We start from the raw sequence: 22,716 nt of genomic DNA, 5'->3' as shown, positions 1-22,716 counted from the left end.
ATACAAGGTTACAGGGAACAAGCAATTTAAATGCCAAAGTCAGATAAAGCGAGGACGACCATGTTGCGAGCGCTCATCAATATCCCGTTGCAGCTTGCGCTCCTGCTCCTGCTCCTCATCCTCACGCGCCTTTCGAATCAGCCGCTCAATCCCTTTCTGGCGAGCATAAACCTGCTGCCAGTAAGCACGCACCTGTTGCAGCTGTTCTCGCGCCTGTTTCAGCGCATGCTCCTGCTCGGAGATGGTCGTATTGATCTTATGCATGAACGCCTGCTGAGTATGCAATGCACCGATACTCAGGCCCTGCTGGCCACTGGTCGTAAACTGCTGCTGATATTCACGCAGGTAGGTTTGCAGCTGGGCGATACCGGCTTCCCCCTGACTCACCCGCTTCTGGGCATCCGCCAGAAAGCGGTCAGCTTCCTTGCGCTTGCGCTCGGCAACAGAAAGCACTACCTGTAATCGATCCGATCGTTTCGCTGCCATGCGTCACTGCCTCCTATGGGGTACGCCGCAGGGTTTGCGGCTGGCCAGGCTGATTCTTGGGCTGTGGCGGAGGCGACATCACCATCGCCAGTTCCTGTACGCTGCGCTGCATTGGCATCGGTTCATCCATTCCCTGCTGCAGGTAGGCACGAATGGCAGGCAGCATGTCGACCGCACGATCGGTTTCAGGATCACTGCCGCGCGCATAGGCCCCAACCGAGATCAGGTCCGCATTCTGCTGATAGCGCGAGTACAACCGCTTGAATTGCAATGCCAAGTTCAACTGACTGTTGTCCACGATCTGTGGCATGGCACGGCTGATCGAGGCCTCAATATCCAGCGCGGGATAATGCCCCTGCTCCGCCAGCGTACGAGACAGTACAAAGTGCCCGTCCAGTATGGCGCGCGCCGAATCAGCCACCGGGTCCTGCTGGTCATCACCCTCAGTCAGTACAGTGTAGAAGGCTGTGATGGAGCCCCCTCCTGTTTCACCGTTGCCCGCACGCTCTACCAACTTGGGCAACTTGGCAAATACCGATGGTGGATACCCTTTGGTGGCGGGAGGCTCACCCACAGCCAGCGCGATCTCTCGCTGCGCCTGGGCATAGCGGGTCAAAGAGTCCATCAGCAGTAATACGTTACACCCCTGTGCACGGAAATATTCGGCAATACGGGTGGTAAGCTGGGCCGCGCGCAGACGCATCAGTGGCGAGTCATCCGCTGGCGAGGCAACCACCACCGAACGTGCCATGCCTTCGGCACCCAGACTGTGATCAATGAATTCACGCACCTCACGACCACGCTCACCGATCAAACCCACAACAGTAATTTCTGCTTCGGTAAAGCGAGTCATCATGCCAAGCAGCACCGATTTGCCTACACCGCTGCCGGCGAACAAACCCAGACGCTGACCTCGACCCACCGTCAGCAAACCATTGATAGCACGTATCCCGACATCCAGAGTCTGTTCAATCGGGTGTCGATGCAACGGGTTGATGCTTTCGCCGGCCAACGTCACCATGTCGTCGGGCTTGAGTGGTCCCTTTCCGTCCAGCGGACGGCCAATACCGTCAATCACTCGGCCGAGCAGACCGAATCCCACCGGCACCAGACTGGCCCCTACACGCGGACGAACCGCTGCACCGGGGGCCAGTCCGTCCACACTATCCAGTGGCATGAGGTAGATACGATCACCGGCAAAGCCAACCACTTCAGCCTCGACACTGCCATCGCCCTGCAGATCCACCATACAATAGTCGCCCAGAGCCACTTTCAGCCCAACTGCTTCCAGAGTAAGGCCTATCAACCTCGTCACCTGCCCCTCAACACCGGGGCGAGGCGGCTCATAATCAACCTGCAGATAACGTTCAAGACGGTGATTCAGGTCCGGCAAGGCGGGCTCCGGTGATCAGTTGGAATTGGCGTCAGGTGTACTGATAAGGCGCGCCAGCAGCTGCTCGGCCACCTGTGCAAAACGTTCTTCAGTGCGATAGTCGACGCGACAACTGCCACTTTCAACGATACAGCTGCCTGCTGCAAGACCTTCGTCTGATTTGAGCTGAAGCCTACTGTCATCCAGCAGTGGCTCCAGGGCTGCAAGCTGGTCAGGATTAACCCGCACCAGGATTTCGCCACTGGCTCTTGGCAGCTGATCCAGCGCCTCATGGACGCTGCGAGCAAGCAGTTCAACTCGTTGACTCAGCTCAGCCTTAACCGCCGCCTCCGAAAGAGCCACCACCAGTTTCACAATGGTAGATTCAAGTTCTTCACGCTGCTGTTCGATCGGTTGCTGTAACTGCTCAAGCAAGGCGTCAAGCCTCTCCAGCCTAGCCTTAATCTCGACCTGACCCGCTTCCAGCCCCTGAGCAAGCCCCTGCTCATAGCCTTCCTTTTGCCCCTGTTCACGGCCTTCGCTCAACCCTTCGGCATGACCTTCCCGTCGCGCCTCCTCACAGATCTCTTCCCACTGTGACAGCGTCAATTTTTCGGCAAATATCTCCTCTTCAACCACGGAGACATCGACATCTTCAAGCGGAGCCTTCGGCTTACGGGCCAGCGCCTGAACAACCGGCGCTTCCACGCCAACATCGGGCGGCAGCCAACGTTCGAGGCTAGCCACATCAGCGGCACGAATACGGACAGGAGCATCCTGTTTCATCAGATCATCTCTTCGCCGGAGCCACCCAGCATGATTTCACCCTCATCGGCCAAACGACGAGCCACGTTGAGAATCTCCTTCTGAGCATCCTCAACTTCAGACACCCGCACCGGGCCCTTGGCCTCAAGGTCATCACGCAACAGCTCGGAGGCACGCTTGGACATGTTCTTGAAAATCTTTTCCTGCAGAGCAGTATCGGCCCCCTTGAGCGCCAACACCAGACTGTCGGTGGAAATTTCGCGCAGAATCACCTGAATGCCGCGATCGTCGACATCGATCAGATTCTCGAACACGAACATAAGATCCGAAATTTCACTTGCCAGCCCTTCATCATTCTCTTTAATGCCTTCCAGCAGTTCAGCTTCAAGACTGGTCTCGATGTAGTTCATGATATTCGCAGCTGAACGCACGCCGCCCAGAGTGCGCGACTGACTGGCCTTGCTGCCGGCAAACTGGGTTTCAAACATGTCGTTCAGTTCCTGCAGGGCCTGCGGCTGAATACGATCCAACGCCGCGATGCGCATGAGGATGTCCAACCGCACCTTTTCATCGAAGTAAGTCAACACGACTGCTGCCTGGTCCGGATCGAGGTAGGCAACCACCACCGCCTGAATCTGGGGATGCTCATAGCGCAGCACTTCGGCAACCTGACGCGGATCCATCCAGCGCAGGGTATCCAGCCCAGAAGTATTGGTGCTGAAAAGGATACGGTCGATCAATGTCTTGGCTTTTTCTTCGCCCAATGCTTGATTCAGCATGGCACGGATATAGCGATCGTTATTGATGCCGATGCCGGTCTGGTCACTGACGACATGCATGAAATCGGCAACGACCGACTCGACCCGCGATTGGGGCACATTATCCAGCTGGGTCATCGCCTCGCCGATACGCTGCACTTCCTTGGGGCCCAAGTGCTTAAGAATCTCGGCTGCATCTGACTCGCCCAGGCTGATCAGCAGAATGGCCGCTTTCTGGATGTCCGTGAGATCACTATCATCGCTCATGATCGATCACCCACTGCCGAACGGCCTGCGCCACTTTCTCCGGATCCTCTGCGACCATGCTCCTGATCGCATTGAGCTGATAGTCAAAGCTTTCATTGGGTGTCGGCATGACACCACGATCGGAGCTACCGAGTGTCACCTTGTCATCTGCCACTCCGGCGCCATCCAACCCTTCAAGATCTGCCGATATTTCACCGGCCGGTCCCAGCGTTGCCACTTCACGCCCCTTACCTGCATCCGCTAGGCTGCGCAGAATCGGGCGCAATACACCCAAAATCAGCAGCAGCACAAACAGCCCCGCCATCAGCTGCTTCATCAGATCCCAAAACCAGTCCTCCTGCCAAAAGGAAGACTCTTCAACTTCAAATTGCTCAGGGGGCACGAAGGGTGAGTTGACCACTGTGACGCTGTCACCGCGCAGTGCCGAGAAGCCCACGGCATTGCGTACCAGTACCTGCAGCCGCTCAAGTTCAGCCTCAGTCCATGGCGTGCGCACGGTTTCACCGGACTCGGGGTTGATAGTCTGAAGATCATCCACCACAACCGCAACACTCAGGCGTTTCACCACACCGGATTGATGTCGTGTATAACTGAGGGTACGGTCCAGCTCGTAGTTGCGCACGGCCTGCTCACGGCTTGAACCCGAGCGTGCGGCGCCACCACGTGCGGCAGCATTGGCATCCATCTCCTCGGGAACTGAGTTGGGTCCGGGCGGCTGGTTGGAGAGCGCCCCCGGAACCCCCTGAGCGAGATCACCACTGGCGCGGTTTTCTTCCAATGTCTGCTCGCTGCGCAACGCCGGCAGATCTGGATTGTATATCTCGTCTGCCTGTTCAACTTCGGTAAAATCGATATCGGTCGACACTTCAGCCCGGAAGTTGCCCAACCCAACAACCGGTTGGAGGATACTGTTGACCCGGTTAAGCAGGGTCTCTTCAATGCTGCGGGTGTACTCGAGCTGTTTTGCCGCCAGCACCACATCCTGGTCCTGGCTGCGTGTGTTGAGCAGACGCCCTTTCTGATCAACTACCGTGACATCATCCACCGCCAGCTCAGGAATACTGGACGCCACCAGATTGGCGATCGCGGCCACCTGATCCCGCTCCAGCGTGCGCCCGGAAAACATTTCGATAAATACAGAGGCACGCGGCTTGCGCTGATCACGTACAAAAACAGACTCTTTCGGCAACGCGAGATGAACACGGGCAGAACGTACCGCAAGCAGGCTGCTGATGGTACGCGCCAACTCGCCTTCCAGCCCACGGCGGAAGCGAGCATTCTCCATGAACTGACTGGTCCCCAGCCCCTGTTCCTGTTCCAGCAGCTCAAAGCCTACCGTCTTGTCAGCGGTAAAACCTTCAGCGGCCAGTTTTAGCCGCGCTTGATGCACATGCTCCTGCGGCACAAGAATTGCCCGGCCGTCAGCGTCAAACTTGTACGGCATGTTATACAGCCGTAACTGTTCAATCACTTCATTGGCATCGGAAAAGTTGAGATTGGAAAACAGCACCCGATAATCCGGCTTCTGTGACCAGAGCACAACGGCAAAGCCGATGGCGATGCTGGCAGCCAGCCCCACCATCAGACCCAGCTGGCGCAGGATTCCCAGGCTGTTAAAGCCGGTCATCAAACTGCCCTTGCTGTTAAGTTGTGCCGGTGTGTTATCCATTCAACCCTGACCGTGTAAAACCTGAAAACATTAAATCGGCATCTTCATGACATCTTCATACGCCGTTACCAAACGATTACGCACCTGAGTCATAGCCTGAAACGAGACCGAAGACTTCTGAGCCTGAATCATGACCTGCGGCAGATCCACGCCAGGATCGCCCCGCTCATACGCTTCACGCAGCCGTGATGCTTCCGACTGGTGTTCATTGACCTTATCCACAGCCCCTTTGAGCAGCGTCGCAAAACTGTTGCTTTCGGTCTTGCTGATCCCCGGCGCACCAATACCTTCGGCCCTAAGATCCAGCATTTCGACCGGACGCGGCCCCTGCTGCACCTCTGACTTGATCGCGCGCATCTGTGACAGAAGGCTGTTGATATCAGCTCGTTCAATCATGCAGAGCTTCCTCCCGGACGGCAATATTTTGACATTATAGAGACTAACCCTCCCGCTTCAAGCTGCAATCACGCCAGAGTTGACAATATCCTGACGCCAATTGAGCCTGACAAGGGTCATGCTGTTACTGCTTAACTCTATAATGCAAAAAGCGGGCCATATAGCCCGCCGGGGAACCTGACGTTAATGCATGCCCTAGTATCGTCCTTCTGGCGATTCACCGTAGCGCAGCCGTACATACATCAGCGCTACCGTGATGGCATCTCCCAAAGCTGTGTGCCGCTCAAGGATGGGAATATCCAGTTTGCCTGCAATGGTGTCAAAGCGCAGGTCGATATTACCCCCCACATGCTTCCACTTGATGATGTCGTGATAGACGTGGGAAAGCTCAACAGCCTTGTTGGGCAGGCCGAAACCGTACTTGGGGCGGATAAACTTGTCCAGCATGCGAATATCAAAATTGACGTAGTAACCGAGAATGGGACGATTGCCGACGAATTCGAGCACCTTTTCCAGAGCCTCGTCCAGCTCGATGCCATCCGCCAGATCGCTGGCTCTGATCTTGTGGATTTTGATGGAATCACCGCTGAGGCTGGCCGGAGGCTTCAATTTAAGGTCGAGACGCTCACTGGTAATCACTTTACGCCCTTTGATGCGCACAGCTCCGATCGACAGTATTTCGGCCTTTTTCACATCAAGACTGGTGGTTTCACAGTCAAGTGACACGACTTCGTCACCCTTGTAGGCTTCGAACAGATGCGCCCAGGGCCCTTCCCTGTGCTCACGTTTCTCTTTCAGACGCCGTATTGAGCGCGGAATGATCATCTACATCAGCCTCCCAGGTGGTAACGCATTGTCAGGTGCTTTTTGAACCCTTTCACCACATGCAAGGCATCACGCAGCAGTTCCCGCTCAAGCTTGTTCAGCTGCTGCAGGTCGATCATGTTTGGGGTTGGATCGGCTCCATCAGGACTTTCTTCGGCACGGCGGATCTGCTGCCGCAGACGCAGCTGAATAAACAGCGCCAGCGCTTCCGATAAATCACGGCCATGCTGTTCCTGCATCTGGCCACTTTCCATCAGCGCCTCAATGCGCTGGAAAGTATTCGTCTTGAGGATGCGCTGTTCAAGCGCGATGGTACGGACACCATGCACAATGGGGAAAATCCCGCCTTTCTTGATATCCAGCTGCCCCTTGTCCTTGAGGTTGCCGAAGAAGGTAAGTGGCGTATCAAACCCAATCGCGGCACGGGCAAAATGCGAGAAAAACACATCATTATTCCGCAGGTGACGCAGGAACCAGTTACGCGCCACCTTGAACAGCGCCTCGTTACCCGCTACCGGCTTGGCATCAACCGCAATGGCCAGGTTCATCTGTGCACTGCCTTCACAGGTGTCGGCCCAATCACTGAGCTTCTGAGTCCAGTCACCCACCGAATTGACCCATTCGGGATTGGACACCATGATGTTACCTGGACAAGGCGGAAAGCCGAATGAGATCAGAGTCTCGCTGAACTGCTGCATGCATTGCTGCATTTCAGGCCAGGCCAGATTGTCACGAAATATAAGCGCGTTATCCTGATCGGTTTTCATGATCTGCTCGGCACGCCCCTCCGACCCCATCACGATCAAGCAGACGTGCGGCTGCATGTCCGCAGGGACGATCAGATCGAACAGCTTGGCAATAATGCGCCCGTTCATGGCCGCCAGTAGATCCATGGTAAAACGAATCTTGACGCCGGTAGAGATCAACGCCTTGATCAGCTCATTCAGGCCCTGTGCGGCCTCACGCAACTGGTCGATGCTGGCTGCACGCTCGATGCGCAAGCCAATCACATGGGAATGGCTGGAGAAGTAGCTGAGCACATCGGTCAGCTCGACAATACCCACCATATCCTGACCATCCATCACGACTACACGCTCAATCTGCTGCTGAGTCATCATCACAAGCGCGTTAAACAGGTAGTCCTCATGGTCAATGGCGATCAATCGATAACTGGCGATATCGGACACATCCGTTTCCAGTGGCAGCTGCTTCAGCACGACTGCGTCCAGCAGATCAGTCCCGGTTACCATGCCATAACGACCACCCTTGCGTGCCAGTACACAGTCCGCTTTATGGCTTCGCATAAGCTCGGTTGCAGCACGAATGCTGGTCCCTTGCTCTACCACCAACGGCTCACGAACAGTGGCATCGGTGATTTTGGCCAGCATGAACTCAGCCATGTCCTGATTACTGCCATGCTGAGCGACAATCTCACGCTTTACCGCCAGGTTCTGCTGGAAGTAATCGGCAAACTGGGCATTGGTCGCCATCAAGTCCAGCAGTGTTCGTGTCGGCAGGATATGACAAATGGTTTCCTCTTCCGCCACGAAATTATGGATCGCCTTGCCTCTCAGTGCCGACCAGCCGCCGAAGTAGTCTTCGTTCTCATAGTGTACGAACACATGCTGAGTTCTTTTTTCGCCATCCTCGGCAACCGCTTCACTCTCGCTGACTCGGCCTTTCAGCACCACATGCAGGCCGTCTGGCACTTCACCTGCCTGGATGACGGTTTCGCCTTTCTGGAAATAGGCGATATCCAGGTTGGCACGCAGCAGCGTTTGCTCCTCCTCATTCAGCAGGCTGAAAGGGATGTTATCGATCTTGAACGAGTTGGGCATTTTTTACTCCTGCAGCTCGAGACAAAGGCGGGGCCGACTCATGCAAAACACATAAGCCCACATAAGCACAATCATGAGAAAAGCAGGGCCTTCCTGAGAAAACCAGAAGTCAGGTGGGGTGTTTGAAAGACGGGCTTGATGCTGCTCATCGATAAAGACAGTGCCACATCCATACAAGGCAGCAAGACAGATGACCACACCGGTAAGACTAATTCTGAGGTTCTCGCGCCAACTTGCCTTGGCGCCTTCTTTACCTGAATACATGACACCACTCTGTTGTTGTTATATCCGGTGAAAGCCTGTGGGCTTATCCACTGAATCTAACAAACACAGGTGGCTAAATATGCCCCGACTTTAGTCGGAGCGGTTCGTTGTGCCAAGGTCAGCTCAGGGCTGGCACAGCATCTGATATACCTGCTTCCCTCTGGCAATCTGCTCTGCAGGCGAAGCCATCGGCCGCCCCTCCTCATCCAGCTTAACCACTTCACGGTTATCACAGTTGAGCAGATACCCCTGAGGATGCGCCTGAGTTACATGGTGCTTCTCGAACCGATACAACACAAACCTGACCACCTGTTCACCCGTTTCAAGAGTTCGGCTGTCGGCATTGGTTACATCCAGTGCAGTAAAGGCGGTTTCCAGAGGAACCAGATAGGTCCACGGGCGCCACACCATACTGTCCGTTTCGGTTTCGATCACAGCAGTACCTTCAGGCAACCTGGACTTGATCAGATCCAGTGCGCTGTATTCAATATAAATCTGGTAGGCCAGCATACCAGCACCTGCAAAAGCAGGAATGATCCACTTGGGGAGTTTTTTTCGGCTCAGCATACGCAGGATGAGCGCTACCCCCGCGGCACCGAGACCGGCAAACGCTGTTGCAACCAGATTCCAGATCATACTTCTCACTTCCTGAAAAAAGTCGGGCTTCCAGTTGGAAGCCCGATTTGGATCAACCCTTGTCAGACATCTGCTGTCTGTACTCAGGCAGTATTATGCTCAGTGGTCAACCGCAGCGCCAGCACCTTTCGGGTAACGCACGCTTTCTACCAGTTCCTGAATCTCAACCGGCGGCTCTTCAGTCATGTGAGACACAGCGAAGGCAACCACGAAGTTGATCATCGCACCCACCGCACCGAAGGACAGCGGAGAGATGCCCAGAATCCAGTTATCCGGAGTGTTGGCCAGAGTGTTGGTTTCCGGGATGAAGAACCAGCCCAGGAAGGTGAAGATGTACACCAGAGTACTCAGCAGACCAGCCAGCATACCGGCAACTGCACCCTTGTTATTCACCCGCTTGGAGAAGATACCCATCATCAGGGCAGGGAAGATGGACGCAGCTGCGATACCGAACGCCAGTGCTACCGTCTGCGCCGCAAACCCTGGCGGGTTCAGACCCAGATAGGTTGCTACCAGAATCGCTACAGCCATGGAGATACGGGCAGCCATCAATTCACCCTTATCGGTGATATTCGGGTTGATCATGGTTTTGATCAGGTCGTGCGATACGGCAGAGGAGATCGCCAGCAGCAAGCCTGCTGCAGTCGACAGTGCCGCTGCAATACCACCGGCCGCAATCAGACCGATAACCCAACCCGGCAGCTGTGCAATTTCAGGGTTTGCCAGTACCAGGATGTCATTGTTTACGGTCAGCTCGTTACCGTTCCAGCCACGCGCCTGCTCAACGGGTGCAAAGTCATCGCCCGCTTTGGCATTGTAGAACTGGATGCGACCGTCACTGTTCTTGTCTTCAAACTTGATCAGACCGGTTTCTTCCCAGGTTTTCACCCAGTCAGGACGCTCTGCGTACTCGATGGCCGGTTCAGTCGGGCCACTCGGGTAAACGGTGTTGATCAGGTTCAGACGCGCCATGGAAGCAACCGCCGGAGCCGTCAGGTACAGCAGCGCGATGAAGATCAGTGCCCAGCCAGCAGACCAGCGTGCATCAGCCACCTTCGGTACAGTGAAGAAGCGGATGATAACGTGCGGTAGACCTGCAGTACCGATCATCAGAGACAGCGTGAACAGAACCATGTTCAGCTTGTTGTCCACATCAGCGGTGTAATCACGGAAGCCCAGTTCACGAACCACTTCGTCCAGCTTGGTCAGCAGCGGCATGCCGGACTCGACATGGTCACCGAACATACCGAACATCGGAATAGGGTTGCCGGTCAACTGCAGGGAGATGAACACGGCCGGAATGGTGTAGGCGATGATCAGTACCACGTACTGAGCCACCTGGGTGTAGGTGATACCCTTCATGCCACCGAATACGGCGTAGAAGAATACAACCGCCGCCGCAATCCAGATACCGGCTGTGCTGCTCACTTCCAGGAAGCGAGAGAAGGCAACACCGGCACCGGTCATCTGACCGATTACGTAGGTAACCGACGCCACGATCAGGCAGATTACCGCCACCAGGCGCGCACCACGACTGTAGAAGCGATCGCCAATGAAGTCAGGTACGGTGAACTTGCCGAATTTGCGCAGGTACGGGGCCAGCAGCATCGCCAGCAGTACATAACCACCAGTCCACCCCATCAGGAAGGAGGAGTTGACATAACCTGCAGACAGCAGACCCGCCATGGAGATAAAGGAGGCAGCTGACATCCAGTCAGCAGCGGTCGCCATACCGTTGGCAACCGGGTGAACACCCCCGCCTGCAACGTAGAACTCTTTGGTAGAACCGGCACGGGCCCAGATGGCGATGCCGAAGTAGAGTGCAAAGGATGCACCTACGAAGATCAAGTTAATTGCAAACTGACTCATACTGGCTTACTCCTCCAGACCCATCTCTTTATCGAGCTTGTTCATTCTCCAGGCGTAGTGGAAGATGATGCCGATAAAGGTAAGGATGGAGCCCTGCTGGGCAAACCAGAAGCCGAGGTCAGCGCCACCGACCGGAATGCCGGACAGCACGCCACGGAACAGGATGCCGCAGCCATAGGACACAAGGGCCCACACGACCAGGCTTCCCAGGATCAGACGAAGGTTCGTCGACCAGTATTGAGCAGCTTTGGATTTATCATCTGCCATGTTGTTTCTCCGTTTTCTTGTTATTGGAGCCGAGAGTAATTCCAGAGTGATCTTGCAGAAAGAACGCACGGAATAAAAGCCCCGACTTTAGTAGAACACTGTATTCCCTGCCGTACCCGAACAAAAATAACATCGAAGAATCAGCATGTTACAAAAACATTCAAAAAACATGATCCGTGGCATGTAATACAATGGTCACAGGCCTTTGGTCCGCTCTGGTGTCCGTAACGGTGCCGACACAAGACTTAGGCGCTACACTAGCCGCCTGATCCACTTGCAAGCGAGATTCGACATGCTATCCGGCTGGACCATCATCCTGATTTCATTGGCCTACTTGGGCCTGCTGTTTGCCATCGCCTACTTTGGTGACAAAAGCAGTGCCGGCAAACAGTGGGCCAGCAACCCGGTCATTTACTCGCTTTCCCTCGCCGTCTACTGCTCCAGTTGGACCTTTTACGGGGCGGTTGGCCGCGCCGTTTCTACCGGTTGGGAATTCGTCGCCACCTACCTGGGGCCAATTCTGGTATTTCTGCTGGCAATGCGTGTCATCGAAAAGGTGTTCACCGTCAGCAAGCAGCAAAACATCACCACCATCGCCGACTTCATCTCTTCACGCTATGGCAAAAGCCAAAGTCTCGCGGTACTGGTGACGCTGATCGCGGTCATGGGGACCATTCCCTATATCGCCCTGCAGTTGAAGGCGGTAGCGATCAGTTACAACGCACTGGCGCCGGGGGCTACCGAAGCCATGAGCAAGGGCAGTGACACCGCCCTGTTTGTTGCACTGTTGATGGCGGTGTTTGCCATTCTGTTCGGCACCCGGCACATCGACGCAACTGAACACCACGAAGGACTGGTGCTGGCGGTGGCGTTTGAATCACTGGTCAAACTTGCCGCGTTTGTCGCGGTCGGGCTGTTCGTGATCTTCGGCATTTTTGACGGTTTTCAGGACCTGGCCTGGCAGGTGCAGACACAGCTGCGCGACAACCAGAATTTCAGCAACCCGCTTACCACCGGTTTTCTCACCGAGGTGGTTCTGGCCTGCGCGGCAGCCATCTGCCTGCCGCGTCAATTTCATGTCAGCATTGTGGAAAACACCCGACGTCGCAACCTGTACACCGCCCGTTGGCTGTTCCCGCTCTATCTGTTGATACTGGGCCTGTTTGTACTGCCGATCGCCACCGGTGGCATGATCTTTTTCAACGGCAGTAATGTTGATGCCGACACCTATGTACTGATGCTGCCACTTGCAGAGGGCTCGGGCTACCTGGCCACCTTCGCCTTTATTGGTGGACTGTCGGCGGCCACCAGCATGGTGATCGTGGCCAGCATCACGCTGGCTACCATGGTATGTAACGATATCGTAATGCCGCTGCTGTTCCGCATCTCATGGCTGCGCCTGTCACAATCCCGTGATCTGGGCGCCCTGCTGCTGCGTGTGCGGCGCATCACCATCATCTGCCTGTTACTGATGGGCTACTTCTACTACCGCATCCTGGGCGAACAGGGGCCGCTGGCCTCCTTCGGCCTGCTGGCATTCGTGGCAGCGATCCAGTTCCTGCCAGCCATCATCGGCGGCATCTACTGGCGCAGCGGCAACCGCTACGGTGTGCTGGCAGGGCTCAGCGCCGGCTTTCTGCTTTGGGTCTACACTCTGGTGCTGCCGACCCTCAACTCGGCCCGATTGATTCCGGTTGAATGGCTGCCCCAGGTCAGTGACAGCAACGGTTTACTCAACCCAACCGCCCTGCTTGGCCTGAATGGACTCGACCCATTGACGCACGGTGTGATCTGGAGCCTGGGCGTCAACATCCTGCTGTTTGTGCTGGTCTCACGCTTCACCAGCATCCGCCTGGTTGACCGGATTCAGGCCAGCGCCTTCGTGAACACCTCTGCCAAGGGCATTGCCGACCCATCACGCCATTTCGGGCAAGTGACCGTTGGCGATTTGCAGATGTTGAGCGAGCGTTTTCTGGGCATGAGCCGCACCCGCCAAGCGTTCAGCAGTTTTGGGCAGGGCCGGGGGGAAGGGCCGCCAATGGCAGCCGAAAAGGCGACGCCCGAACTGATCCAGCATACTGAGCGCCTGCTGTCGGGTGCCATCGGTGCTTCATCGGCCCGTATCGTCATGGATTCAACCCTGCGCGGTCGCGAGATGGAGATCGGCGATGTCGTCACCATTGTGGATGAAGCCTCGCAGGCTCTGCGCTTCAACCGCTCGCTGCTGCAGTCCACCATCGAGAACATCAGCCTCGGTATCAGCGTAGTGGACCAGCAGATGCGACTGGTCGCCTGGAACCGCCCCTACGTGGAGATGTTCAGCTACCCGGAAGGGCTGATCTGTGTCGGCCGCCCGATTGAAGAGGTGTTCCGTTATAACGCCATCAAGGGTGAATACGGGCTGGGAGATGTTGAGCATCAGGTCAGAATGCGACTGGACTCAATCCGCTCCGGCGCACCCCACAGCTACGAGCGCTATCGCCCGGATGGCACGGTGCTCGAGGTGCGTGGCAACCCGATGCCCAATGGCGGTTACGTCAACACCTACATGGACATCACCGAGCACAAGCGGATCGAGGAGGCACTGCGCGAGAGCGAGCAGAATATCCGCATCTACACCGACAACGTGCCGGTATTGATCGCCTATCTCGACCCGGAATGCCGCTTTCTGTTTATAAACAAGGCCTATGCGGATGCCTTTGGCCTCGATCGGCACAATATTGCCGGCGTACATTGCCTTCAGGCCCTGCCGGAAGAGGAGTACATCAACCGGCGTCACTATATTGACGCTGCACTGCGAGGTGAGCGACAGCGCTTTGAAACCCGCCTGCCCACACAGGGCGACAGCATCCGTTTTGCCGAGGTGACCTACATCCCTCATATTGGTGAATACGGCGATGTTCTGGGCTACTTCACGCTGTATCAGGACATCACCGAGCGTCGCAAGGCAGAGCAGGCACTGCAAGAGACCAACGAGAACCTGGAACAGCGCGTGCGTGAGCGTACCCATGCACTGTCAGTCGTCAACAAGGAACTGCGCAAGGAGAACACCATCCGCGCCCTGATGGAAGATGAACTGCGCCAGGCCAAGTCCGATGCAGAAGCCGCCAACCTGGGCAAGACCCGCTTCCTGGCCGCCGCCAGCCATGACCTGCTGCAACCGCTCAATGCCGCACGCCTGTTCAGCTCTGCCCTGGCGCAGCAAAGTCACAGCCGCGAGACCAGCCAGCTGGTGGAAAATCTTGACGGCTCACTCAAGGCGGCGGAAGAACTGATCACCGCCATTCTGGATATATCCAAGCTGGATGCCGGTGCACTGGAACCGACACTGACCCACTTCTCACTGGAGTACCTGTTCCAGACTCTGAATACCGAGTTCAGCGTGCTGGCAAAGGAGAAAGGCTTTGCGTTCCACAGCGTCAATTGCCATCAGGTAGTGTATTCCGACCAGACTCTTCTTCGCCGCATCATGCAGAACTTTCTGTCCAACGCCATGCGCTACACCGCCAGCGGCAAGGTGCTGATGGGGGCACGACGCGAGGGCCAGCAGCTGCGGCTTGAAGTTTGGGATACCGGTGTTGGTATTCCCGATAATAAGCTGCGCGAGGTGTTTGAGGAGTTCAAGCGGATCGACAACCCCAAACACAGTCAGGTGAAGGGGCTGGGACTGGGGCTTGCAATTACCGACCGTATCGCCCGCATGTTGGGGCATCAGCTCAAGGTTCGTTCCTGGCCGGGTCAGGGCACAGTATTCAGCATTACTCTGCCACTGGGGGATGCCTCACTGGCACAGAAACCCAAGCCCGAGCAACGTGGCTGGATACGCAGTAAGGGACTCAACGGCATCAAGGTACTGGTGATCGACAACGAACCCAAAATTCTGGAAGGGATGAGTGCACTGCTGCAGGGTTGGTCCTGTGATGTAGTGACCGCTCTCTCAGGCGATGAAGCGGTTGCCGTCACACTGGAACGCAGCTGGGTACCGGATATCGTGCTGGCGGACTACCACTTGGGCGAGACCGAGACCGGGGTCATGGCACTGCGCCAACTGGCCGTACTTGAGGGCCAGCCTGCCGAGGCAGAATACTTCTCGCCTGCTATTGTGATCACCGCGGATCGCACTGACGAAGTGCGTGACGAGATCGACACGGCTCAGGCACAGCTTCTGACCAAGCCAATCAAGCCGGCGGCACTGCGTGCGATGATCAACAAGATCATCGCTACCCTGAGGGCGGAAAAGGACTGAAAAAAGAAGCATGACCCGGGCCGTTATGGCGCCCGGGAAAAGGTGGAATCAGACTTCGGTTTTGGGCGGCTCAACGCCCAGACGCTGGGCCGCAATAACCGCTTGAGTACGGCTATGCACTCCAAGCTTGCGTAGAATGGCAGTCACGTGTGCCTTGATGGTCGCTTCCGACACACTCAGCTCGTAGGCGATCTGCTTGTTCAAGAGCCCTTCGGTCAACATGGTCAGAACGCGGAACTGCTGCGGTGTCAGGGAGGCAAGCGCCGCCGCAAACTGCTGATCCTCTTCGCTCACATCGCCCATGTTCTCGGTCAGCTCCTGTGGCAACCACTCTTCACCTTCCAATACGGCAGTAATCGCCTCGGAAATGATTTCCAGTGGTGCGGACTTGGGGATAAATCCGGACGCACCGTAATCGATGGCACGTTTCATAACATGCGGCTGTTCACTGCCGGATACCACGACCACCGGCACGCCAGGGTGCTGGCCACGAAGAAACACCAGTCCGGAAAAGCCATGTGTACCCGGCATGTGGATATCCAGCAGCACCAAATCAGCATCGCCGTGTTGTTCGACCTTCTCCTGCACCGCCGCCAGACTGTCGGCTTCGACAATCTCGACACCGGGTACCGCCTGGGTCACCGCTTGTCGCAGCGCTGCGCGAAATAGCGGATGGTCGTCAGCAATAATGATCTTTTGTGCCAGTTGCATGCATCGTCTCCCTCGTTCCTTGGCCCGCTTAAGAGTAGCCGAAGTTGTCGAATGTTGTGCCAATCAGTCAAATAGGGGGCCTTTACTTGGGGGCAATAATACCACCTCATTGTCGACAGTGCTGCACCAAGCTGCGAGTTTGTCGCCAATCCCCAAACAAAAACGCCCGCCGGGTGAGCGGCGGGCGTTTCAATGGCTGTTACCCTGCCGGGCGTTGATCAGCCCTTACGGTTCATGCGGTGCTCAATCAGATCATCCACCACGGTCGGGTCGGCCAGGGTGGAGGTGTCACCGAGCGCACCGAAATCGTCCTCGGCGATCTTGCGCAGAATACGGCGCATGATCTTGCCTGAACGGGTCTTCGGCATGCCCGGCGCAAACTGGATCAGGTCCGGCGATGCGATCGGGCCGATCTCGGAACGAACCCAGTTGCGCAGCTCTTTCATCAGCTCGTCGCTCGCATCGAAGCCGCTCTGCAGGGTGACATACACATAGATACCCTGACCCTTAAGATCATGCGGGTAACCGACAACAGCGGCCTCGGCAACAGCCGGGTGAGCAACCAGTGCGGACTCGACTTCGGCAGTACCCATGCGGTGGCCGGAGACGTTGATAACGTCATCCACGCGACCGGTGATCCAGTAATAACCGTCTTCATCACGGCGAGCGCCGTCACCGGTGGTGTAGACACCCTTGAAGGTGCTGAAGTAGGTCTGAATGAAGCGCTCGTGATCACCCCAGATGGAGCGGCTCTGGCCCGGCCAGGAGTCCTTGATCACCAGGTTGCCTTCACCGGCACCCTCGATCTCCTTGCCTTCACCATCGACCAGCGCCGGCTGTACGCCGAAGAACGGACGGGTGGCGGAACCCGGCTTGGTCGGAGTCGCACCCGGCAGCGGCACGATCATGATGCCGCCGGTTTCGGTCTGCCACCAGGTATCCACGATCGGGCACTTGCCCTTGCCGAATACGCGGTGGTACCAGGTCCAGGCTTCGGGGTTGATCGGCTCGCCCACCGAGCCCAGCAGCTTCAGGCTGGACAGGTCGGAGTCGCCCAGTACGTCTTCACCCTGCTGCATCAGCGCACGGATGGCAGTCGGGGCGGTGTAGAACTGATTGACCTTGTGCTTTTCGATCACACGACCGAAACGGCTGTTGTCCGGGTAGCTCGGCACACCCTCGAACATCAGCGTGGTGGCACCGTTAGCCAGCGGGCCGTAGATGATGTAGCTGTGGCCGGTAACCCAACCCACGTCAGCGGTACACCAGTACACATCACCTTCGTGGTAGTCGAAGATGTACTGATGGGTCATGGAAGCATACACCATGTAACCGCCAGTCGTGTGCTTCAGGCCCTTGGGCGCACCGGTGGAGCCGGAGGTGTACAGGATGAACAGCGGTGCTTCGGCATTCATCGGCTCGGCCGGGCAGTCATCCGACTGTTCAGCAACAGCGCTTTCGTACCAAACGTCACGGCTGTCGTTCCAGGCTACATCCTTGTCGACACGCTTGACCACAAATACGGTTTCGATCAGGTTACCGGCTTCGTGGTGATCCAGTGCCTTGTCCACATTTTCTTTCAGCGGCACAACCTTGCCACCGCGCAGAGAGTAGTTGGAGGTGATCACAACCTTGGACTTGGCACCCTCAATACGGGCAGCAACGGCTTCCGGCGAGAAACCACCGAAGACGATGGAGTGCACCGCACCGATACGAGCACAGGCCAGCATGGCAACAGCCGCTTCCGGGATCATCGGCATGTACAGGGTCACCACGTCACCCTTCTGCACACCCTTGGCCTTCAGTGCGTTGGCAAAGCGGCAGACACGGGCATGCAGGTCGCGGTAGGTGATCTTTTCGTCTTCGCTCGGGTCGTCGCCTTCCCAGATGATCGCGACCTGATCGCCACGGGTTTCCAGGTGGCGGTCAAGGCAGTTGTAGGAGGCGTTCAGTTCGCCGTCTTCGTACCATTTGATATCGACAGTGTGCGGATCAAACGTGGTGTTTTTAACCTTGGTGTATGGTTTGAACCAGTCCAGGCGCTTGCCCTGCTCGCCCCAGAAGGCTTCCGGGTCGTTGATCGACTGCTCATACATCGCCTGATATTTATCGTCATCGGCATGCGCCTTGGCAGCAAAAGCCGGATCGACCGGATATACGTTCTGTTCACTCATCGTGATGCCCTTAGCTTGCGTTTTGTTTTTATAACGTGGAACGCCGCACTTATTTATAGTCGCTATTGTCGGCGCGATCGAGTTGATTAATGAGAGGTTATACCGAAGCCACTCGGGTCCCCTGAATTAGACATTGGTCTACTCGGATACCGACAAAAGTCATATACTACACAGTAAGCGTGCACTTACTTACCTGACAGCAATGACTCCAGATCAATTCCCTCTTCTCGCATTCGCGCCAGCTTGTATCGCAGCGTGCGTGGACTGATGCCCAATTTTTCAGCAGCATCCTTTCGGCTGCCTGAGGTGGCGCGCAGGGCCTCTACGATCAGTTGATACTCATGCTGTTTCAGGTCTTTGCCCAACAAGCCCTCGGCCAGGTCCATTTCAGGCTCGTCTGTCTCCGCGGGCAAACTGTCTGACGGGGCTGGCTGTGCAGCCCCATTACGCAACGGTATTGCAGCACTTCCCAGATGCAGATCAGCGGCCGTAATCCGGTTGCCGGCCTGAAGAATCAGCGCACGCTGGATTACATTATCCAGCTCACGCACATTGCCCGGCCAGTGATGCTCGCACAAACTGCTGGCGGCGGTCGGGTCCAGCGATGCCAGGTTGCGACCCATCTTGCGGCAGTGATGTTTGAGCAGGCGCTCGGCCAGCGGGCGGATATCTTCCGGTCGTTCACGCAGCGGCTGCCACTGCAGCGGGAACACGTTCAGACGGTAGTAGAGATCCTCACGGAACTTTCCCTCCGCCACGGTCTTTTCCAGCTGGCGGTTACTGGTGGCCAGCAGGCGCACATCCAGCGGGATTACCTTGCGCCCACCAATACGCTCCACCTCCTGCTCCTGCAACACTCGCAACAGCTTGGCCTGCAGCCCCAGATCCATTTCGCTGATCTCATCCAACAGCAGCGTACCGCCGTTGGCCTGTTCAAACTTGCCGGGCTGGCTGCTGATGGCACCGGTGAAAGCGCCCTTTTCATGGCCGAACAGAGTTGCTTCCAGCATGCTCTCGGGAATGGCGGCGCAGTTGATGGCGATAAACGGCTTGTCGGCACGGGGCGAGTGATTGTGGATATATCGTGCCAGCACCTCCTTGCCGGTACCGGACTCACCGGTGATCAGTACGGTAGAGTCGGTTGCGGCCACCCGTTGCGCCAGCTGCAGCAACTGGCGACTGCCCGGAGCTTCAGCCACGGGTTCGTCGTACTGCGCCGTCAGCAGGCCCTGCGCATGGGTGCGGATAAGATCAATCAGCTGTTGCGGCTCAAAGGGTTTCATCAGGTAGTCAGCGGCGCCGTTGCGGATCGCGTCCACCGCCCGCTCCACCTGACCATAGGCGGTAATAAGGGCCACCGGCAATGAGGGGGTCTGCTGCTTCAGATGGGCCAGCAGTTGATGGCCGTCCATACCGGGCATGTTCACATCAGAGATCACCATATCCACACTGTCCCGCTTCAGCAACGCCAGCGCGTCCTCACCACTGCCGGCTTCCAGATAGTGGATATCCGCCAGTGCCAGTGTATCGGTAATCGCCTCGCGCAGGTCGATATCATCCTCAACAATCAAGACTTTTACACTCATGCCGACTCCTGTGCGGTGGAATTGATCAGGGGCAGACGGAAGCTCGCACGGGTGCCGACACCCGGTGTCGAAGCCAAAGCAAACTCGCCATGATGCGCTCTTGCCATCACCTGAGCGATGGCAAGGCCAAGCCCCGTGCCATGTGATTTGGTAGTGTAGAAGGGCTCCTGCGCCCGCTTCAGTGTAGCGGCATCCATGCCCGGGCCAGCATCAATCACTTCAAGCAGTAGTCTGTCTCCCTCTTGGGCCAGACGCAGCGTGAGCTCAGAGCCCTCTTCGCAGGCCTGCAGGGCGTTGTTAACCAGATTGAGCACTGCCCCAAGCAGGGCTTCGAGATTGCACTGGATCACCGCATCAGGTGCTTCGTTGATGCAATCACAATCTGCATCGTGCTGGCTCAAAGGCTGATCCAGCAAGTCTTCCAACCTTGCCATCAAGGTACGGCCATCAACACGGTCTTCCAATCGGGTTTCACCGCGGGCGAAGATCAACATGTCACGCACCTGCTGCTCCAGGTGAGTCAGGCGCGATTTAACCTTGCCGGCAAAGCGGATCCGCTTGTCATCATCCAGCTGCGGTGCCATCAAGTGGCTGGCGTAGAGCAGTGCCGCCGACAGCGGTGTGCGCACTTGATGCGCCAGCGAGGCCATCATCCGTCCCATTTCCGACAGCCGCTGGTAATGGTGCAGCTGCTCCTGCAGCGTACGGGTGTGGGTCTGGTCGGTGATAAACACCAGCTGGCCCGGTTCGCCATCCAATGCCTGTGTCGACAGACTTACACGGCGGCCGTTCTTCAGCGATACCTCATGGCCATCGTCTGGCCTCGGTGCAAAACACTGATTGATCACCTCCAGCCAGGTTTTATTGGCCAACTCTATCCCCAGCAACAGCACCGCAGCCGGGTTGAATTCGATAATACGTCCGGTTTGACCGATAACCAGCACTCCGCCGGGCATGCGATCAATCAGGCGGCGCAGGCGCTCAAGGGCCACCCTGTCGGCCTGAAGTGCAGACACCTGACGTTCAAGTTCGGCGATCCGTTGTTGCAGCTGTTGGTGTTCAGTCACTGGCGTTCAATCCCGTATTTGCGCATTTTTTCCACCAGTGTGGTACGCCGAATCTGCAGCAGGCGCGCCGCTTTCGATACTACCTGATCGGTCGCATCAAGTGCCTGATGGATCAAGCGTTGCTCATGGGATTCCAGCCAGGCCTTGAGATCAACCCCCTCGGCAGGCAGTGCCTCAACAGCGGCAACTTCGGCGGATACGACAGGTTGCTCTGTATCGACCTGCAGCGGCAGCTCAGGTCGTGCATAACGTTCTGGGTCCGGCTCTTCAATATGGCGAAATTTGGGCGGCAGCTCCGACACCCCGATCACACCACCAGGGTGAATGATACTGAGCCGTTCAACCAGATTGGCCAGCTCCCTTACGTTGCCCGGCCAAGGGTGCAGGCGCAGGGACTCCAGCGCGGCCGGATGGAACTGCAGCCGGCCGGAGCCGGTCTCATCCAATTGCTGACTCAGATTATTGATCAGCAGTGGCAGATCCTCCAGTCGGTCGCGCAGTGCCGGCATTTCGATGGGGAATACATTGAGGCGGTAATACAGATCTTCGCGGAACTGCCCATCCTGAATCATCAGCTCCAGGTTCTTGTGGGTCGCGGTAACGATGCGCACATCCACTTCCAGTGTTTTGCTGCCCCCCACCCGCTCAAACTGCCTCTCCTGCAACACACGCAGCAGCTTGACCTGCATCGGCAGCGGCATGTCACCGATTTCGTCCAGAAACAGCGTACCGCCGTTGGCCAGCTCAAACCGACCGGGTCGGCTGGAGATAGCACCGGTAAACGCCCCTTTCTCATGACCGAACAGCTCACTTTCGAGCAGCTCGGATGGAATGGCGCCACAGTTGACCGGCACAAAAGGCCCGTCACGGCGCGGCGAATGCTCATGCAGGCAACGCGCCACCACCTCCTTGCCGGTACCGGACTCACCGGTAATCAGGACACTGATATCACGTGGTGCCACCTGAGCAATAAGGTGCCGGATTTCGCGAATGGGCGCACTCTGGCCGACAAAACCCGGCATATCCGGCAGTGCACGCGGCTCAGTTATGCCACGCTCACGCAGAAGGGCACATTGATGCAGCCAATCCAGTAACTGTGGATAACGATAAGGCTGCGCCAGCACACCCAGAATACCGGACTGCGCAAATGCAGCCTGATCCAGCTCCGGCCAGTCACAGGTCAACAGCTTAGGGATAACCGGCCCCCGATCCAGCTCGGCGACCAGCTTATTCAGCGCAATTGGCAGACTGCTCTCACCAATCAACACTACCCCCACCGAGTCCAGCGCAAATGCCCTGCTCTGCTGTAGCCAGCTTACAAAGTCAAAAACATGACACTCAAGCTCGATAAACTGCAAACAGGCACGCAAGGTCTCACGCCTGTCAGCATCGTCATCGATGATCAGAGCCTGGAAAGGAGGCTGGTCAGAAACTCCACTGTTGGTTATGCTCATGGGGGTGTCCGGGCATTGTCAGGATTCTGACAATCTACCGAATAGAGAGAGGATGTCAATAGATTG

General features: G+C 56.7%; 18 protein-coding genes. 1 reads left to right on the top strand and 17 read right to left on the bottom strand.

Going from position 1 to position 22,716, the window contains the following annotated elements:
• Positions 1-39 precede the first annotated feature (39 nt).
• The 12 genes from fliJ to CFI10_RS02715 all read right to left on the bottom strand — a co-directional run bounded on the left by fliJ (position 40) and on the right by CFI10_RS02715 (position 11,412).
• Positions 40-486: a flagellar export protein FliJ gene (gene fliJ, locus CFI10_RS02770; RefSeq protein ID WP_206839106.1), complete on the bottom strand. Its 447-nt coding sequence runs from the start codon at positions 484-486 to the stop codon at positions 40-42.
• 13 nt (positions 487-499) lie between these two features.
• Entirely contained in the window at positions 500-1,879 is a 1,380-nt protein-coding gene (gene fliI, locus CFI10_RS02765; RefSeq protein ID WP_206839104.1) for a flagellar protein export ATPase FliI, read from the bottom strand.
• Between the two features lie 15 nt (positions 1,880-1,894).
• Positions 1,895-2,644, bottom strand: coding sequence for a flagellar assembly protein FliH (locus CFI10_RS02760; protein ID WP_206839101.1), 750 nt, complete (start codon positions 2,642-2,644; stop codon positions 1,895-1,897).
• Positions 2,644-3,648: a flagellar motor switch protein FliG gene (fliG, locus tag CFI10_RS02755; protein ID WP_091822444.1), complete on the bottom strand. Its 1,005-nt coding sequence runs from the start codon at positions 3,646-3,648 to the stop codon at positions 2,644-2,646. The genes CFI10_RS02760 and fliG overlap by 1 nt, the downstream gene beginning before the upstream one ends.
• A complete protein-coding gene (fliF, locus tag CFI10_RS02750; RefSeq protein ID WP_206839099.1) occupies positions 3,638-5,317 on the bottom strand; it encodes a flagellar basal-body MS-ring/collar protein FliF in 1,680 nt (559 codons plus the stop codon). Before fliF ends, fliG begins: the two co-directional genes overlap by 11 nt.
• Before the next feature lie 30 nt (positions 5,318-5,347).
• A complete protein-coding gene (gene fliE, locus CFI10_RS02745) occupies positions 5,348-5,713 on the bottom strand; it encodes a flagellar hook-basal body complex protein FliE (protein WP_091822449.1) in 366 nt (121 codons plus the stop codon).
• Positions 5,714-5,908: 195 nt separating this feature from the next.
• Positions 5,909-6,538: a 3'-5' exonuclease gene (locus tag CFI10_RS02740; RefSeq protein ID WP_091822451.1), complete on the bottom strand. Its 630-nt coding sequence runs from the start codon at positions 6,536-6,538 to the stop codon at positions 5,909-5,911.
• Positions 6,539-6,543: 5 nt separating this feature from the next.
• A complete protein-coding gene (locus tag CFI10_RS02735; protein WP_206839097.1) occupies positions 6,544-8,376 on the bottom strand; it encodes a DUF294 nucleotidyltransferase-like domain-containing protein in 1,833 nt (610 codons plus the stop codon).
• A gap of 3 nt (positions 8,377-8,379) precedes the next feature.
• A complete protein-coding gene (locus CFI10_RS02730) occupies positions 8,380-8,640 on the bottom strand; it encodes a sodium/substrate symporter small subunit (RefSeq protein ID WP_206839095.1) in 261 nt (86 codons plus the stop codon).
• 123 nt (positions 8,641-8,763) lie between these two features.
• On the bottom strand, positions 8,764-9,276 hold the full coding sequence (locus CFI10_RS02725) for a hypothetical protein (RefSeq protein WP_091822459.1): 513 nt from the start codon (positions 9,274-9,276) through the stop codon (positions 8,764-8,766).
• Between the two features lie 99 nt (positions 9,277-9,375).
• Complete coding sequence (locus CFI10_RS02720) at positions 9,376-11,145, bottom strand: sodium:solute symporter family protein (protein ID WP_206839093.1); 1,770 nt, start codon at positions 11,143-11,145, stop codon at positions 9,376-9,378.
• 6 nt (positions 11,146-11,151) lie between these two features.
• Positions 11,152-11,412, bottom strand: coding sequence for a DUF4212 domain-containing protein (locus CFI10_RS02715; protein WP_206839091.1), 261 nt, complete (start codon positions 11,410-11,412; stop codon positions 11,152-11,154).
• 274 nt (positions 11,413-11,686) lie between these two features.
• On the opposite strand from CFI10_RS02715, the gene CFI10_RS02710 reads away from it, so the two are divergent.
• A complete protein-coding gene (locus CFI10_RS02710) occupies positions 11,687-15,658 on the top strand; it encodes a hybrid sensor histidine kinase/response regulator (protein WP_425270429.1) in 3,972 nt (1,323 codons plus the stop codon).
• 48 nt (positions 15,659-15,706) lie between these two features.
• Here the strand turns inward: CFI10_RS02710 and CFI10_RS02705 are convergent, their stop codons facing one another.
• The 5 genes from CFI10_RS02705 to CFI10_RS02685 all read right to left on the bottom strand — a co-directional run bounded on the left by CFI10_RS02705 (position 15,707) and on the right by CFI10_RS02685 (position 22,650).
• Positions 15,707-16,369, bottom strand: a complete 663-nt coding sequence (locus tag CFI10_RS02705; RefSeq protein ID WP_091822470.1) for a response regulator — start codon at positions 16,367-16,369, stop codon at positions 15,707-15,709.
• 218 nt (positions 16,370-16,587) lie between these two features.
• Complete coding sequence (gene acs / locus CFI10_RS02700) at positions 16,588-18,543, bottom strand: acetate--CoA ligase (RefSeq protein ID WP_206839089.1); 1,956 nt, start codon at positions 18,541-18,543, stop codon at positions 16,588-16,590.
• Positions 18,544-18,728: 185 nt separating this feature from the next.
• The gene (locus CFI10_RS02695) at positions 18,729-20,129 is read right to left on the bottom strand and encodes a sigma-54-dependent transcriptional regulator (RefSeq protein ID WP_206839086.1); all 1,401 of its coding nucleotides are present in this window, start codon (positions 20,127-20,129) and stop codon (positions 18,729-18,731) included.
• Positions 20,126-21,196, bottom strand: a complete 1,071-nt coding sequence (locus tag CFI10_RS02690; protein ID WP_206839085.1) for a sensor histidine kinase — start codon at positions 21,194-21,196, stop codon at positions 20,126-20,128. Before CFI10_RS02690 ends, CFI10_RS02695 begins: the two co-directional genes overlap by 4 nt.
• Positions 21,193-22,650 carry a sigma-54 dependent transcriptional regulator gene (locus CFI10_RS02685; protein ID WP_091822482.1) on the bottom strand — a complete coding sequence of 486 codons (1,458 nt, stop codon included), beginning with the start codon at positions 22,648-22,650 and terminating at the stop codon, positions 21,193-21,195. The genes CFI10_RS02690 and CFI10_RS02685 overlap by 4 nt, the downstream gene beginning before the upstream one ends.
• Positions 22,651-22,716 lie beyond the last annotated feature (66 nt).

The organism is Marinobacterium iners (assembly GCF_017310015.1).
Lineage (GTDB): Bacteria > Pseudomonadota > Gammaproteobacteria > Pseudomonadales > Balneatricaceae > Marinobacterium > Marinobacterium iners.
Note: the sequence above shows the minus strand (reverse complement) of the source record. Positions and strands in the feature narration are given on the sequence as shown.